The 14653-nt window shown below is 47.9% G+C and carries 13 protein-coding genes; 10 read left to right on the forward strand and 3 right to left on the reverse strand.

From position 1 onward, the window contains the following. The first annotated feature begins 540 nt into the window (after positions 1–540). A complete protein-coding gene (locus KDW_RS25490; RefSeq protein WP_151758746.1) occupies positions 541–996 on the forward strand; it encodes an RNHCP domain-containing protein in 456 nt (151 codons plus the stop codon). An 81-nt stretch (positions 997–1077) separates the two neighbouring features. Here KDW_RS25490 and KDW_RS25495 read toward each other — a convergent pair whose 3' ends face one another. Further along, positions 1078–2289: an MFS transporter gene (locus tag KDW_RS25495; RefSeq protein WP_151758747.1), complete on the reverse strand. Its 1212-nt coding sequence runs from the start codon at positions 2287–2289 to the stop codon at positions 1078–1080. Positions 2290–2996: 707 nt separating this feature from the next. Here KDW_RS25495 and KDW_RS25500 point away from each other — a divergent pair. Next, positions 2997–3431: a hypothetical protein gene (locus KDW_RS25500; protein ID WP_162005603.1), complete on the forward strand. Its 435-nt coding sequence runs from the start codon at positions 2997–2999 to the stop codon at positions 3429–3431. A gap of 275 nt (positions 3432–3706) precedes the next feature. Then, positions 3707–5227: an alpha,alpha-trehalose-phosphate synthase (UDP-forming) gene (locus KDW_RS25505; protein WP_151758749.1), complete on the forward strand. Its 1521-nt coding sequence runs from the start codon at positions 3707–3709 to the stop codon at positions 5225–5227. Positions 5228–5320: 93 nt separating this feature from the next. On the opposite strand, the gene KDW_RS25510 is transcribed toward KDW_RS25505, so the two are convergent. Continuing rightward, entirely contained in the window at positions 5321–6301 is a 981-nt protein-coding gene (locus KDW_RS25510; RefSeq protein WP_151758750.1) for a restriction endonuclease subunit S domain-containing protein, read from the reverse strand. Between the two features lie 147 nt (positions 6302–6448). After that, on the reverse strand, positions 6449–7363 hold the full coding sequence (locus KDW_RS25515) for an EamA family transporter (protein ID WP_151758751.1): 915 nt from the start codon (positions 7361–7363) through the stop codon (positions 6449–6451). A gap of 231 nt (positions 7364–7594) precedes the next feature. On the opposite strand from KDW_RS25515, the gene KDW_RS25520 reads away from it, so the two are divergent. The 7 genes from KDW_RS25520 to KDW_RS31990 all read left to right on the forward strand — a co-directional run bounded on the left by KDW_RS25520 (position 7595) and on the right by KDW_RS31990 (position 14622). Beyond that, complete coding sequence (locus KDW_RS25520; RefSeq protein WP_151758752.1) at positions 7595–8389, forward strand: hypothetical protein; 795 nt, start codon at positions 7595–7597, stop codon at positions 8387–8389. A 452-nt stretch (positions 8390–8841) separates the two neighbouring features. Further along, entirely contained in the window at positions 8842–9426 is a 585-nt protein-coding gene (locus KDW_RS25525; protein WP_162005604.1) for an RNA polymerase sigma factor, read from the forward strand. 5 nt (positions 9427–9431) lie between these two features. Next, on the forward strand, positions 9432–11246 hold the full coding sequence (locus KDW_RS25530; protein WP_151758754.1) for a HEAT repeat domain-containing protein: 1815 nt from the start codon (positions 9432–9434) through the stop codon (positions 11244–11246). A 191-nt stretch (positions 11247–11437) separates the two neighbouring features. Then, complete coding sequence (locus KDW_RS25535) at positions 11438–12757, forward strand: MFS transporter (RefSeq protein ID WP_151758755.1); 1320 nt, start codon at positions 11438–11440, stop codon at positions 12755–12757. Between the two features lie 41 nt (positions 12758–12798). Then, positions 12799–13758, forward strand: a complete 960-nt coding sequence (locus KDW_RS25540; RefSeq protein ID WP_151758756.1) for a copper resistance CopC/CopD family protein — start codon at positions 12799–12801, stop codon at positions 13756–13758. A 47-nt stretch (positions 13759–13805) separates the two neighbouring features. Beyond that, complete coding sequence (locus tag KDW_RS25545) at positions 13806–14093, forward strand: CopD family protein (protein WP_162005605.1); 288 nt, start codon at positions 13806–13808, stop codon at positions 14091–14093. A gap of 259 nt (positions 14094–14352) precedes the next feature. Then, a complete protein-coding gene (locus tag KDW_RS31990) occupies positions 14353–14622 on the forward strand; it encodes a hypothetical protein (RefSeq protein WP_162005606.1) in 270 nt (89 codons plus the stop codon). Positions 14623–14653 lie beyond the last annotated feature (31 nt).

A 14653-nucleotide genomic window follows, 5' to 3' on the forward strand; every position in this document is an offset into this window, starting at 1 on the left:
CTATAGCTCAGTATACTAAAAAAACAATCTTACTTTCTAGAAGGGTCTTTTTTTTATGCAAGTCCTCTCAGTTTTGTTTGTGGCAGGTAATCGCTAAAAAAGTTGTACACATGTGTACAGAAGTACCAATGCATAGGTACTTCATTGCAGAGTAGATAGCTCTACTGGCTAAGCTACCTGTTTATTAAGTTTGCGCTATTTTCTTTGTCATCTGCTAAGAAAATACACCAGTGCAAACAGCTTGATTACACCTCCCACAAACCTCTCCATTTCTTTTTTCCACAATTTTTCTGTGCATTTGCATTAGCACGACCGCAGATAGATTTTACCCAAAACAGTCTGCACAGAATGCTTATCGTCTTTTTCTTATAGCCTTAAGGCTCTAGATAGGAAGTAATTTTTTATGGGTAATTATATGACAATACATTCAGTCCTCTCTTCTTTTTGCGCCACTTTACAGACTGCACGATGGGCAGGGGTGGCGCGCTGGCGAACAACATATTATCCACCTTTTGTTTATAGAAGAGATGAGGACACCCATTGCGCAGAACACGCAAAGATGCATATAATTCCTATTCCGAATATTCCACACATAAAACCAGCCGTCAGCATCGGCATAGCCGCTCGACAGAAGAAGTCTTTAAATGCCGTAACTGCCGCCGCTTCATTGGTCCTTTGCCGTATGGAGGCTATCATCGGAACCATTGTCCTTTCTGCCTCTACTCACGCCATGTGGATACCAGTAAAGGCGATCGCTTAAACGAGTGCGGTTCAAGGATGGCTCCGATTGGTTACTTTCAGCGCTCGAACGGGGAGTATGTACTGGTGCATCGCTGTCTGGGATGTGATTTTGAGCGCTTCAATCGCATCGCAGGTGATGATGATTTTGATCTGGTGCTGACTTTGCCACTGGTAGCAGCGCGTACCAGCCAGGACGTGAAACGGCAACGATTACAGCAGTGGCTGGAAGGTTCTGGAATAATCGAAGGAGACTAGTTGCCAGTCTTTAATGGGCGGACACGCTTTCTTTTCATAGCAATGCGTGTCCGCCCATTGGTTATATATAAGGGATGATGTTTAATCTACGGCACGAATAGCCGGATGTAGCAGGCCAGAGGCGATGACAATGGCCGCTGTTGCACCGCCAATGATAAAGATTGGCGCCGCGCCAATGTGATCGGCGGCGATTCCAGCCAGCCCATAGCCAATAGGGACGAGTCCGGATGAGACCAGCATATCGATACTGGCCACACGTCCCAGCAGGTTAGCGGGCACAAACTCCTGTAAACTATTCATCCAGGCCAATCCCAGTGCGGTGATGGATGCTCCCTGGATGAAGAATGCCAGGCAGATTCCTGCTACTGGCAGTGGCAGCCCCATAACCACCAGCATCAGACTGGCCAGCATCCAGGCACCATAGGTCAACGGTCCACGCCGCCGTAACTGTTTGAAATGTCCAAGCCAGAAGGCGATGATGAGCGAGCCTAGCGCTGAAAGAGCGTTGAGAAGAGCATAGAGGCCGATCTGGGATCCAAAGCGTTGTTTTATCAACAATGGCAGAGCTGCTTCGGCCGGACCATCCAGAAAAATGGTACTGACGCTGGCAACTACCAGTGTAACCCAGAGCCAGGGAGAATTCAGGACTGTGCTGATGCCTGTACGTATATCTTGCACCACACTCTCCTCTTTTTCTACTGGTAGCTTGAGTATGGCTACACGCGGAAGCGCGATGATGCAGACCGCCGAAATGATAAAGGTCAGCGCATCCAGGGCGAATGCCAGGGAGGTACCGCCCAGCGCGATAATGGTGCCTGCGATGGCTGGACCAATCAGCCCGGCCGCTTTGGTGCTGATGCTTCTTAGGGAGTTGGCACCAGGTAGCATCTCAGCTGGCACCAGATCTGGTAGCAGTGCTGTGTAGGCAGGATAGAAAAATGCCTGCACGATGCCAAACAGTGTGCTCATGATAAAGATTTGCCAGAGTTCTAGCCGTTGCTGGAAGGCTAGCAACGCGATTAGAAGAACCACTCCTCCCCGCAGCAGGTCTGATGTCAGCATCAGGCTCACGCGTGGCAACCTGTCTACTGCCACACCGCCAAACAACAGACAGAGAAGCATCGGAATTGTTGAGCAGATGAGCACGGTTCCCATCGCCGTGGCGGAACCAGTTTTCTCCAGTACCCACCAGGCTAGCGCAATCGTATGCAGGCTATCACCCAGACGCGAAATGATTTGTCCGGCCCAGAGCAGGACAAAGGAGCGGTTTGAGAATGCACGCAATAGTGGCATTGGTGTTGTCTTATCCTCTCATCATAGAAGTGAGGGAGCAATTCCGGCCGGGGCAGCTAAACAGCAAAAACCGTGGACAGTCAGAATGCTCGCCTCACGGTTTTTTTGCTGCTCTACAAGCAACATAAAGGCCATGGGCAATATCTTTCTATCACCCACGGCCCCTTTTTCAGCAGTTTTTAGCTATAATTTCATGCTAGATCCAGTTATTGCCAGCCTGAAAAAGGGCATAGTACGACCGTGGGCCAACTGTCGAGGTTTATACAGCCCACAATAATGCTTACGGAAAGCGCAATTCCGCAGCAATTTTACGTCATCCATACTATGCATCTAACATCCCTTACACCACAAAAAATTGCTATCTGTCTTTTTAATAGAGCTGATTATAGCCTACATGATTTTTTATCGGAAAGTCAAGCTGCAAATGAGTGGCGTTCACGATGGCTTTTTAATAGCAAACAAGCTATAAAATTGCTTTGAAGATCACAAAGACAACTATAGATTTCTATTTTGTTAGATAACAAAAGCAAAAGTGAGAAACGATAGACAAGACAAAACACGTAGCAAGGATGTATAATACTCAAAAGCCATGTGTAACAATTGTACAGAGCGGAAGGTCTGCCAGGATGTTCAAAAAGGATAATTTTTTAATCCTACTTATTTTAGCCTGTTCCATCGTTATCGTGTACGCACTTCAGCTTCATCAAATGTTGTATGTCGTACGCTATATTGTTACCAGCGAAGCGGTCTTATTTACGTTTATCTTTGGCTTTAAGATCTGGCAAAGTCCAGCACGTTTAAAGCAAAAAGGGATGATGTTGTGCAGCCTGTTTCCTTTTCTTTGCGTCCTTATTTTAATTTTTCCATTCATGCACAACCCCTATCCTCAACTTGCCTCACAAGACGCGACGCTGCAAACATTGACGACAATCAGTGCTTATTGGGAGGCTGGTTGTGGGAGCATCCTATTTTGTTTTGTCACCGTCTTTGCCATTAAAGTTCGTAAATTTTATGGCGAGTTAGGACGGCCAGAAATTGTGCCCGTACAGGAGCCCTCGGCGGTGCCACGGCGCAGGCGTGTAGTCTCGCTGGCCGAGGATAGCGTGTATGGCCGTCAACACCGTGAATATTTCCAACCTTAAGCCAGTGTTTCAGGCTTGATCTTCAGAGCATCCTTGCCCTGGCCCACGTGCCTGGAAGATGTGCTTATTTTTGAGCAGTAGAAATTGCCGAACAGTAGTAACCATTCGGCAATTTCTACTGCTCAAATGTTGGTAATGAAAAATATTGCATACGGAGTTAATGAATTAAAAATATTCTATTATCATTTTCTTGCCATGTCTGTTACATTTTATATAGGTGGTACGTGACTAATAAGTACAAGAATTTGGTGTTATATAGAAGGTGGGGTCAGGCTATGCCTACAGCTACAAAGAAACGACCAAAAAATCCAGAAAATCAATTATCTATAGATGCTGATCGGCTTATTATTGCTACTAATCGCGGGCCTGTCGAATACTTTAAAACGAAGGAAGGCCATCTTAAGTCCCGGCGTGGTTCGGGTGGAGTCGTCACGGCTCTGACCAGTACAGTGAGCAAAGTAAATGCTACCTGGGTGGCGCTGGCTATGACCGAAGGAGATCGAGAAGCGCTCAAGGATGCAGAGGATGGTGTGATGCCATCGCCGATTCGCGATATTCCCATGCGCTTACGGTATGTGACCGTGCCTAAGGCCACATACCGTAAACATTATGACATGATGAGTAATCGTGTCTTGTGGTTTACCCAGCACTATTTGTTAGATCAGGCAGATGGGGCGTTTACTTCGCATCAGATGCAGGATGCCTGGGATAAAGGCTATCATAAAGTCAATCAGGCCATCGCGGAAGCGGTCTGTGCTGAGATTGAGAGTAAAGACTCAAAGGCGCTGGTGATGCTGCACGATTATCATCTCTATCTGGCGTCATCGATGATTCGTAAGCGTCACCCCTCGGTTACCATCCAGCAATTTATTCATATTCCCTGGCCTGAGAACCGTTATTGGGCGTCATCACTACCAACTGAGATGACCCGCGAAATCCATGAAGGTTTATTGGGTAATGATATCCTCGGTTTTCAAACGCGAGGAGACGCTCAGAATTTCCTCAATGGCGTCAGAGCCTTTTTTGAGGATGCTAAAGTAGATATGGATGAACGTTTCGTGGTCCTGAATGGGCATAAGACCTTTGTACGTGACTATCCTATCTCAATCTCCGTTTCCGAGGAGCGTCGTCAATTGCAGAGCGCCGCTGGTAAACGGGCTATTGACAAAATTAAGCCCTTTCTGAATAGATATACGATTATACGTGTGGATCGTATTGAGCCCACGAAAAATATTGTTCAGGGTTTTCAGGCTTATGATACCTTGCTGGAAAACCATCCAGACCTGCAAGGACAGGTTACCTTTCTGGCTTTTCTGGTTCCCTCGCGTCAATCGCTACCTCTTTATCGCAGGTATCAAGATGACACCCTGAAAGCTATAGAAGACATCAATAAAAAATATGGACGTAAAGATTGGACGCCGATTCACTCGTTTGTTCAGAATGATCGTATTGCTGCTCTGGCAGCACTGCAATTTTACGATGTCTTGCTGGTTAATTCGCTGATTGACGGGATGAATCTGGTTGCAAAGGAAGGGGCCGCTGTAAATACGACCGATGGCATATTAGTTCTCTCGCGTACCAGCGGAGCCTTTCAACAATTAGAGAATGCTGCTCTCTCCATCTCTCCATCCAATAGTGATGAGACGGCCGAGGCACTTTATCAGGCGTTAATGCTTCCAGCCAGTGAACGCAAAAACCTGGCCGAACGGGCCCGGCAGGAAGTTGAACATAATGATCTGCGCACCTGGATTACGCAGCAGATTGATGATGTCAATAACTTGCTCAAAACCCGCTAAGTTTACCTGCTTGCGCAAGCATACTTTTCAGATAAAAGCGGTATGTCCACATTATCGAAGGCTGATAATGTGGACATACCGCTTTTGCTTTGATCAAGGGATAATCGACGCTGACTTCTGGATTGTGTCAAAAATCTCATTGGCGACTACTTCACTATTCCAATAACTACTATGAGATCTGCCACCGGAAAGGACAATTTCGGCTAGTTCGCCTAATGTCGCAGTATTAAGCAGTCGATCGAGTAAGCCAGGTTCCTGGGTCAGGATATCTTTTATATCCAGAATCTGTTGGGAGGGATCAATCATCATCGCTAATAGATCTTCGAGCGGATAGGCGACTGGATCACCGGGATGGATGTAGTTGCGCCAGGGCAGCCTGCGTTGTAGTACGGCATACAGAGCGGTCAGGAGTTGTTGGAGTTTGGGGGTAATATCATGGGTATTCGGGATACTATCGTCGACTCCATTGCTGTTTTTAATCATGATCAAGCTATACAGGCTGATGGGTGAGCCCATGGTATGAATACTGCATAGCGTCAGTCCCTGACCCATTTTGGGATCCAGTCCAAAGATAATCTGACGAATCTGCTGCACTCCCTGGTAGTCCGACGTTTTTTCTGGATCCCAGCGCGCACTAAAAAGCGCATCAAACAGGATGACCGTTCCCATACTATGGGTCACCAGATGGAGCCGATCTCCTGGCTTGATGACCATCAAACCATTTTTGTTCAGGCCCGCGATGGTTTGCAGGCGTAACCGTTCAATCACCCGTACACCGTCATAGCGGCTAATAAAAAGCGCTGCATCGCCCGTAAACTGTAAGAGTTGATTGCTACGGATAGCGGTGAAATTCATCTTTTTCCAGAGAGGAGAGCGTTGATACATGTCCAGGAGCATCTCTTCATCTTGTTTGGTCACATCTCCCCAATAAAGAGGAATCATATTTAGATCGAGTTGCTCTGCCTGGGACTCGTTTTTTCGTAGCAGCAAATGAATTAAATTGTCTGCATATGTTGGTTCTACTCTTGATTCTCGAGTATTGACCCCATGGATAAAGATAATATGATCCGTCATAATGTCTAATCCTTTAGCTCAACTCAGTCCCCTGCATAGCCGTAGAGGCTGTTCGTGGATTGCATATGCTCTATGCTTACCTTAATAGACGTTTACCTGAGTATTTTTTACACTATGGATGGACTATATCTGCTGTGGTGCAGCGGATTAGTGGGGGGATTTCCCTTCCAGGGAAGTACCTATTGAAGCGGTAATGATCAATAGAATGGCGAGGATTTCACGTAGCGTAATCACTTCATGCAGTACCACGAAGCCGATGATGGTTGCCAGTCCTGGCTCAACGCTCATAAAAATACCAAAGACCCGCGAGGGTAAGCGGCGCAGTGCCTCTAGTTCCAGGGTAAATGGAATAATAGTTGAGAGTATTGAAACTCCCAGACCAATGATTAAAACCTGGGGAGCAAAAACGGCTGGACCACCATTGATGATACCGATTGGAGCGCTGACACAGGCAGCTACCAGCATCGATAACGCCAATCCCTGTCCACCTGAGAATGCCCGACCAATGCGTACATTGAAGATAATATACAGTCCCCAGAAGATGCCAGCAATTAACGCGCAGGCAACCCCAATCAGGTCTATCTGGATTGCTGATCCTAATGGTGCCAGGAGCACAATGCCTATGGCCGCCAGCACCACCCAGATCACATCTTTTAAGCGCCTGGATTGAATGATGGCAACGCCCAGCGGACCCACAAACTCAAGCGTCACAGCGATTCCGAGCGGGATCCGATCGATAGCGATATAAAAGGCAGAATTCATGCAAGCAATAGCTACACCAAAGGCCACCACTAAAAGAATGTTGCTGCGTGTCAACTTGCGCATATCGGGACGCCAGAAGAGCATCAAGAAGAGTGCTGCAAAACCAAGTCGTAGCAATGTGGTACCCAGTGGTCCAATGATCTGAAATAAACTTTTGCTGACTGAGGCGCCCAGTTGAACAGAGATCATTGCCAGCAACGCAAAAATCTGTGGAGGTATCCTCTTCAATAGGTTGCCAGTTGCGGTATCATTTTTTTCTACAGGTGACGTTTCGGTCAGGGACGATGAATGTTGTTGCATGATTTCCTCTTTATATGGACAAGCTTAAATACTTTTTCATTATCACACATACGGGAATAGTTAGAACTTTCTGAAATTAATAATCCCAGAGAGTTAGCAGGGATAAAGTACTTTTGTAGATAAGCTCTACTTTGCATTGACATAGAGCTTTTTCCATTTTATGATGAATCAAATTATAAAATAGTACCTGAGCCGAGGATATTGCAAAATAGTCTACCGGGAGAGAACTCTATGTTTGGACCACTACGTTTTAATAAGCTGCTCAAAGCTATTCCAGGACTTGATCACCTGAGTCTGACACCACAAGCCGCCCACCATGCGAAGTCACGTGTCTATGCACATGTGAAAGAAGAGATTAAAGTTGATAAGGTTCAACATTCGGCTCGCGGAAATAAAGAGACCCGTATCCATGAAGATATTGTGAAAGATGTCAAAGTGGATACTCGCCAGGATGCTCATACGGCTGGCCGTAAGCGGCAGGTGACGGAAGATATTAAAGTTACAAAGGTTGAGCAGGTTGGGAGCGAAGTGGTCGAGACCTTAACCCGCGTGCATGCCACTACTTTTGAGGTAGCTGAGATTGAAATGACTCCCCCTCATCCTCCGCGCGAAGAGACGCCTGGCTATGTTCGTACGCATAATCGTCTGGTGAATAAATTAGACACCCCTGTGCAATCTGTGGTGTACGTAAATCGACCCTTAACGATTCCAGGGAGAATCCTTTCCACGCCAAAGATCTCGAGACGCACCATTATCCGATTGAGCGCAGCCTGCTCAATGCCTGTGATCCCAAAAAGCTCCGCGTCACCTTTCCACAGATTAAAGATCATCAGACGCTCGAAGAGTTTATCGATTCAGAGGATAATATTATGGTGTTGTGCGATATTCACCACCGCCATCCTCACTATGGCATCCACCATTTGCTGGCACAGGACTTTTTCATTCAACCATATCTCTACAATGGCTATCAGGTTGTCGCTGAAGTTGAAGAACAAGCAAAGATTATGGCTGCCAACGAACGCGTGATTAAAAAGCATAGCGGCAAAAACTAGTTAGCAACTAATTGGTACTGAACATCGTCAATAATGTAGTGGCTGCGGGTATTTTCCATGAACATTGCTGTGATTTAAGGAAGTTTCACTGTATATGGTTGACCCGCAGTTTCTTTCCTCTGCTTACACTTTGAAATTTTCTTCAGCTATGTTATCCTTCCATACAGATGCTTGCCTTGATCGGGTGCCAGATATTGCTGCTCTACAGCAAGCTCAGGCGTATTTTGAGCTGTCACATATTGTAGCCTTTCATCTCTATGACTCGTATTACTATTTGGCTCTGCCATTTCTATAAGGCGGCTTACTGGCGTCCTTACATTCAGGTCGCTGTTTTTTATTTTCATTTTGAAACTGGCAGTGTAACCAAAAATAAGTATATTGTGTTTTCTCCTACGAATAGAAAAAACACACTGGAGTGTTATGGATGTGAGCGGTGAGAAGGGCCTGGCCCAGTTTGCTGATGATGTGGATGCTTATTATGAGCAGCTTGTAGCACTGTACTGGCAACAATTAAAAGCGTTTGCAGTGTCGCGGATCGGGAATGCGCTGGATGCGGAAGATCTGGTGCAAGACGTATTTATTCGCGCCTATGTAGCGCTGGAGCGTTACTCAGTTCGTCAGCGTCAGGATCTCAAGGCACGTGCATGGCTCTATAAAATTACCTGGAACCTCTATTATAATTTTGTCAGTCGTTCCCCCGAGCAGCAAGGTTTAGCGGTGGCCCTGGCTGAAAGGCCGGACCATGAGTGGCAGGAAATTGATGAGGAGAATGGCGTTAATCCTGAAGAAGTATTTGAGCAGTTGGAGCGCAGGCAAGAGTTAGAGGCCCTGGTTGCAGGTTTGCCACAGCACTATCAGGCTGTTGTGAATCTCTATTATTTTGAAGAGTTGAGTCTTCAGGAAGTGGCTGATGTGCTCAACCAACCCCTTGGTACAGTGAAAGTGTATGTACGCCGCGGTATTCAGCAGTTAAGAAAGACTTTGCAGATGCGGGTGAACATGGTAGGGTAAGCCAGATGGAAAAAAATGATAGCGATCACCAGGAGGAGCCTGAAGCGCTTTCGCTGTACAGGCAGTTTGAACGTGGTGAAAAAAGGCAGGATGCTGAATTGCGCTTGCCTCCATTAACTTACCTGGGACTTGGATTGGTACCGGAATCTCCTCTTGCTGTTGAGCAACTACGCGCTCATTTGCGGCATGCTGATTGGACTGTGCGTGTTGAAGCCTTGCGGCAGCTTGAACGCTGTAAAGAGCCCTTACCTATCACGGATATCCTGATTTGTTTACAGGATGAACATAAAGCCGTGCGGGCTGCAGCTATACGTTTACTCGATAAATCAGGTGATACCATCCCCTTGGATCCACTGTTGACGGCCCTCTATGATCCCGATTGGCATGTCCGGTCTCGTGCAGTCATGGCGCTGGGCAACCACCTTCAACACGCGCCACTAGATCCATTACTGTATGCATTAGGCGATCAAGATGAAGCGGTGCGGTCGGCGGCAGTGACAGCTCTTGGCAAACTGGGAGAGCAAACCCCGCTGGAATACATTGTAGCCGCTCTGCAGGATCCTTCATGGATGGTGCGCGAGGCAGCCGGCATGGTCCTGGCTGAGTCAGGTCAGCTCGCTTCAGGTGGTTCTTTGCCTGGAGCAATGACTGATCAGGGTCAGCATGTCACTCATCCTTCAGAGCCTGTTGCCCTTCTTATGGCATCGCCTGTACATCATCATTTCTGGTCACTGTCCGCGCTCGCTGTACGGATCAAGCATTTCCGTCCTGCGAAGCGTGCTATCTCGGCGGCTATTTCAGTGGTATGTATTATTGCTTTATTATGTGCGGTGCGCTCCCCATTGACTGCTCCTGCTACGCTCACACCGATAGTGGATCAGATCCACTATTATGCCGTGACAGGTGGGAGCGCACGGATTACCTGGCTGGGGAACTCACAGTTCGCCTGGGCCGATGAGCATGGGGCTGTACGCGTGGCTAACACCTTGCTCCGGCAGGCTACCACTCTGTATCGTACGCCCGCTCGTATCCTGGATCTGGCGCGTGTGAATAACTCTTTCTATACCGTTGAATACCAGGACGATACTGTTTCTGTGCGCAAGGATAATCAGCAAACGGTCTTTGCGTTACCTACGAGCTCGCAAATTCCAACTGCTTTCTTCTCACCAGATGGGAAGTATGTGGCGCTGGCTTTGAATGAGCCGGGTGCGATTACGACTATTACTATCTGGAATACGCTGACTGGTCGACAACTCAGTAGCTATACAGCTCAACAGGGTACGATTACGAATATTTCCTGGCCGGCCACTGGCAACGTTCTGGCTTCGGTCAGTACAGCTATAGATCGTAGTGGGCAGCGGAGCTGGAAAATCGAGATGTGGGATATGCGAACCGGCCAATCGGTCCTTACCCGGGCACCAACCACTTACATGAATCTCTCTCAACAGGTAGTTGCCCTCTCCTGGTCACCAGATGACACCAGGCTGGCCTATACCCTGGCCGATGGTGTGGTACACATCCATGACCGTATCACGTTGATAGATGGCAGTTATAACGCCAGGAGTGTTGCCAGCAGCGATTGGGATGGGGCTATCTCCTGGTCACCCGATGGCCGCTATCTGGCTGCTACGAATGTGAATGGCCATGTTGAAATCTGGGATGTGTCTGGCGATAATAATGATGGCCACCTTGTCTGCACCTATCTACGCCATAAAACTCCTGTTCAATCTGTCGTCTGGGCCCCAAAATCGAGCATTGATCGCATTGCCTCTACTGATGCCAGTGGCAATCTTTTCATCTGGGACGTACAAGGAAATTAAACGAGCTTTTTTCTTGTTATTGATGGAAAGGGTTTTTGCCACCACTCCGATCTTTGGCGCTGAAGGACCTACCAGCTCCGTGAAAGAGGCGGCTACATTGTTGATTGATCTGCATTGTTCGAGTACCTCTACCCTTTAAATATATGATGCCTGTATTGTCTGAATGCTACGCTCTATAAAAAGGAAAAAGTATGCGATTTCTCTCCACTCGTGTCCGGTTTCATTATAGCTGGATTATTGCCAGCGTGGTGTTTCTATCGTTATTGGCGGCGGCTGGTATGCGTTCGACACCCGGCGTCTTATTAGTTCCATTAGAGCATGAGTTTCACTGGAGTCCTGCCACGGTATCGCTGGCTGTATCAATCAATCTGGTGTTTTATGGCTTGAGTGGTCCGTTTGTGGCGGCGATTATGGAGCGCTTTGGCATACGACGCGTGATGGTCATTGCTCTCTTGCTTATCGCCATGGCCGCAGGCGCTACTATCTATATGCGTGAGCCCTGGCAACTGGATCTCTTATGGGGATTGCTGGTGGGCCTGGCCACAGGAGCTATTGCGTCTGTGCTGGGTACCATCGTTGCTAATCGCTGGTTTGTGAAGCGTCGTGGTCTGGTCATCGGTTTGTTCTCGGCCAGTAATGCGGCTGGACAACTGGTATTTTTGCCGCTCCTGGCTTCCCTGGCCGTCTCCTTTGGCTGGCGTTCGGCCGCGCTGGTAACGGCTGCGGCCGCTCTGGTGGTGGTTCCACTGGTGGCCATCTTTATGCGCGAACGTCCACAAGATATCGGTCTGACCCCCTATGGATCAGATCACGTTGAGTCTGAGGCTGCGGCGGTCGCACAAAATCCGTTTAAGACTGCTTTGCAGGGTTTGATGCTTGGATTACGTACCCCCGATTTCTGGTTGCTCGCTGGTAGTTTCTTTATCTGTGGTGCTACTACCAATGGTTTGATCGGCACGCACCTGATACCGGCTTCGATGGATCATGGCATTGCAGAAGTCACGGCGGCCAGTATGCTGGCTTTGATTGGTATCTTTGACTTAATTGGTACGACGATCTCCGGCTGGCTTTCTGATCGCATCGATAATCGCTGGCTCCTGTGCTGGTATTATGGCTTGCGCGGCTGTTCCCTGCTGCTGTTGCCTTACGCTCTGAGTTCGTCCTATCTTTCCCTGGCTGTCTTTATTGTGTTCTATGGTCTGGATTGGGTCGCGACCGTACCGCCCACGGCCCGCCTGGCTACCGAGCTATTCGGCGCGCGCAATGCTGGTGTGGTGTATGGTTGGATCTTTGCCTCCCATCAACTTGGTGCGGCCAGCGCTGCTTTCTCTGCCGGACTTGTACGCACCTGGCTTGGTTCCTATCAGGTCAGTTTTATCTCGGCTGGACTGCTCTGTCTCTGTGCCTCTGGCATGGTTATTCGTATTGGTCGGCGACCGCGTATGGGTCAACAGGTTGTATCTGATATCCTGGTGCGCTCAGATGCACCAGTGGTAGATGGTATTTCATAATATAATTGATGCCTCTCTATTGAGATAAGCGAGGAACGTCTATGCGCGTACCATTTTTGGCAGGACCTCACTTTTACTGGTACCGTTTTTTGCTGCCATGCTGTCTGGTGATAAGTATCTGGCTGATGCAGCCATCAGTGGCTATGGCTATGACATTGCATGCAAGCCTGGTGCGCGCAGATCCTGCGGAAGGAAGCCTGCTTCAGACTCCTGTTACCACTCTTCGGTTGTTTTTTTCTGAGCCTGTTCAGCCACTTGGTCAGACCATCACTGTTCTGGATCCTATGGGCCAGCCTGTAGCACATGGCGCGCTACGGATTGTCACTAATCAGGTAGAATTGCCGGTTGATGCTCGGCGTCCGGGGAGTTATCTGGTGAACTGGCAGGTAATGTCACAGGATAGTCAGCCGGTGAGCGGTCAATATATTTTTAGCATCAAGCACGCGGCTGGCCCATGGGCTACTATGGCGGCCCAGGATCAAACAGGTGGCTGGTATCTTGTTTTGCAGGCGCTGGCCCATCTGGTCCATTTCGTTGGTTATGCACTTGCCTTTGGGGTGCTGGCCTTTCTCTGGCTGGTGGTTGATGCATCTGCCGTACCTGCAAGTGACAATGTACAGCAACGCTTGCTCAGACTGGCCCACATAGGTATTCTGTGCTTGCTCCTGGCTGAACCTCTGACACTCCTGACGCAAGCTCTGACACTGACAAATGGTCAGGGTTTGCGCCTGGATAGTATTGGTGGATTGCTGGCCACCAATTTTGGCTGGCTGCTCTCTCTGCGCCTGGGTGCTGCGCTCTTACTCTGGAGTATTGTTGGCGCTATTCAGCAAGGCGCAAAACGAGGAATACAGGTTGCCTGTGGTTTAGGCCTTGTGCTGGCTCTGATTGATAGCATCGGTAGCCATGCGATTGGTGCGAGCTTGCCCTGGCTGAGTTTGCTGGCCCATATCGGACATCTTGTGGCCATGGGACTCTGGCTGGGGGGTTGTGTGGTTTAATTGCTCTCTGGAACATGCAAGCACTGTCCTCTCAGAGATCTATGCTCTTGTGGCGTTTTGGTCATTTGAGCGTGGCAGCCGTGGCTGAACTTTTCATTTCAGGGATTTTTTTATTATGGCTTCATATTGGAAGTATGGTTCATCTTTTCACAACCCTTTATGGAATGATAGCGCTGGCTAAAATCTGTCTTGTCTTGCTTATTCTGTCAATTATAGCTGTATTCATTCAGGCAAAAAAGTACAGCAAGCGAGTTTGGTGGATGATCGAGGCGAGTGCTTTATTAGGAGTTTTAATCTTAGCCGGTTTTTTAATTTCTCTTTCTCCCGCTTACTAACTACTATCTGACCTCAATTCGTCCACTGCGCAGCTTTTCAGGATGATTAAATACACTATAAAAGTTTTTCCTGTGAATGTATCGCTAGTATATATTGATGTAATGAATGTTCTAGATTAATTTATGATTAAACTATAGAAATTAGTCAATTAACATAGGCTTGACATATAAATCATTTTAGGGTACATATGAAGTGGCACATAAACAACTGGGTTTTTTCCAGTGAGACTTCCTGATACTTTACGAAAGGATCAATGCAATGTTTAACAGTAAAAATGCTCAGAGCGTAGAGTCCTATCCAGAATTTTTGGAAAATGTTGATGTAGAAGAGCTATCTGACCTGCAACTGCAAGTAGTGTATGGCGGTCATGGTAGCTGTGGTGGCAGCTGTGGTGGTTATGGTGGTAGCTGTGGTGGTTATGGTGGCAGCTGTGGTAGCTGTGGTAGCTGTATTGGGGCGGTAGTTGTGGCGGCAGCTGTGGCGGACATCGCCATCATCATCACCACCATCATCACTGTTAATAGTTAGCTGGGTGCTGTTATGTAGTAACGTACATGGC

This window comes from Dictyobacter vulcani, from assembly GCF_008974265.1.
Lineage (GTDB): Bacteria > Chloroflexota > Ktedonobacteria > Ktedonobacterales > Ktedonobacteraceae > Dictyobacter > Dictyobacter vulcani.

What these genes read in the sequence shown, in the direction of transcription:
- KDW_RS25495 (WP_151758747.1), bottom strand. Translation starts at nt 2,289, where the DNA reads ATGCCACTATTGCGTGCATTCTCAAACCGCTCCTTTGTCCTGCTCTGG.
- KDW_RS25500 (WP_162005603.1), top strand. Translation starts at nt 2,997, where the DNA reads ATGTTGTATGTCGTACGCTATATTGTTACCAGCGAAGCGGTCTTATTT.
- KDW_RS25505 (WP_151758749.1), top strand. Translation starts at nt 3,707, where the DNA reads ATGCCTACAGCTACAAAGAAACGACCAAAAAATCCAGAAAATCAATTA.
- KDW_RS25510 (WP_151758750.1), bottom strand. Translation starts at nt 6,301, where the DNA reads ATGACGGATCATATTATCTTTATCCATGGGGTCAATACTCGAGAATCA.
- KDW_RS25515 (WP_151758751.1), bottom strand. Translation starts at nt 7,363, where the DNA reads ATGCAACAACATTCATCGTCCCTGACCGAAACGTCACCTGTAGAAAAA.
- KDW_RS25520 (WP_151758752.1), top strand. Translation starts at nt 7,595, where the DNA reads ATGTTTGGACCACTACGTTTTAATAAGCTGCTCAAAGCTATTCCAGGA.
- KDW_RS25530 (WP_151758754.1), top strand. Translation starts at nt 9,432, where the DNA reads ATGGAAAAAAATGATAGCGATCACCAGGAGGAGCCTGAAGCGCTTTCG.
- KDW_RS25535 (WP_151758755.1), top strand. Translation starts at nt 11,438, where the DNA reads ATGCGATTTCTCTCCACTCGTGTCCGGTTTCATTATAGCTGGATTATT.
- KDW_RS25540 (WP_151758756.1), top strand. Translation starts at nt 12,799, where the DNA reads ATGCGCGTACCATTTTTGGCAGGACCTCACTTTTACTGGTACCGTTTT.
- KDW_RS31990 (WP_162005606.1), top strand. Translation starts at nt 14,353, where the DNA reads ATGTTTAACAGTAAAAATGCTCAGAGCGTAGAGTCCTATCCAGAATTT.